Below are 954 nucleotides of genomic sequence, written 5' to 3' on the forward strand. Positions count from 1 at the left end.
CTACAAAGACTTGTCGGAAAAGGGCTATTACAGCCGTATCATTTCGGGGAACGTGCAGCAACGCATCGAGGTGGATAGTGTCGTGTGCAATTTCGACAACTACCCGTATGCAGTGCGCACCTATGCCAAACAGTTCATTATCCGGTCAAGCAATGTAACCAGGCGAAACCTGATTACTTCCTGCTATCTCGTCAACTCCGTTCGTTCCGACAATAATCCGCAGGGCTTCAATATTGAAAAATTTGCAGTCGTGGAAAATAAGGATATAGAGGTCATCGAACGCTAAAAAACAATCTTATGGAAGCATTATCAGATTTAAGCACGTTCGCAAAAATCCTTACCGACAAAGGATATAACGGGTATTTCCATACGCAGGGTGCGTATGCCGGAAAGCTGAAAGACAGCATCAGCGAATACCTCGAAAGCTGCCAAAAAGGTGCAGATACTTTGCCTAAGCAGGACTTACTGCTGACAGGCTACCTGCAATGGTCGGGCGATGACAAGCCCCGTGTAGAATGCAGTATGTGGGTAAAGTACCTGAATGGCAAATTCTCATTGAGCCGTATGGAGGTAGCCAAGAAAGACGGCTTTGGGCAATTACTCAAAAAATCGGAACTGGCAAACCTGTCCGTAATGTCCGCACCCAAATTAACGGAGGCGGTCGCACTGGTCAACGATGCGCCGAAACAACAGGCGGGTAAAAGTCCTAAGCGTTTCAAGCTATAACACAGAAATAGTAAGGGTATGAAAAAATTAAGAGCAAATATGGACAGGTACTTTGACAAGTTGGACGAACGTTGGCGGGCGTTGCCCTTGCGCAAACAGCACCAATATACGCTGTACTTCTTTGTGGGTTACCTGCTGCTTACCGTAGCGGTCATTGGCAAAGTAATGTACGATACCTCAAAGTCCGGTAACGGTATGGTCATAGAGCATATCGAAAACCCTGTCCTT

The 954-nt window shown here is 46.4% G+C and carries 2 protein-coding genes and 1 pseudogene; all 3 read left to right on the plus strand.

The genetic code is table 11. The features are described 5' to 3' along the window. Nucleotides 1-286, plus strand: a pseudogene (locus tag JHJ32_RS22595) (conjugative transposon protein TraK); the annotation flags it as partial. Nucleotides 287-297: 11 nt separating this feature from the next. Next, nucleotides 298-726: a hypothetical protein gene (locus tag JHJ32_RS22600; RefSeq protein WP_091520329.1), complete on the plus strand. Its 429-nt coding sequence runs from the start codon at nt 298-300 to the stop codon at nt 724-726. A gap of 18 nt (nt 727-744) precedes the next feature. Continuing rightward, a partial coding sequence (locus JHJ32_RS22605; protein WP_200122998.1) for a nitrogen regulatory IIA protein occupies nt 745-954 on the plus strand: 210 nt, incomplete at its 3' end.

This window comes from Parapedobacter sp. ISTM3, from assembly GCF_016533505.1.
Taxonomy (GTDB): domain Bacteria; phylum Bacteroidota; class Bacteroidia; order Sphingobacteriales; family Sphingobacteriaceae; genus Parapedobacter; species Parapedobacter luteus.

Coding starts and splice junctions, on each gene's coding strand:
- JHJ32_RS22600 (WP_091520329.1), top strand. CDS start 298: ATGGAAGCATTATCAGATTTAAGCACGTTCGCAAAAATCCTTACCGAC.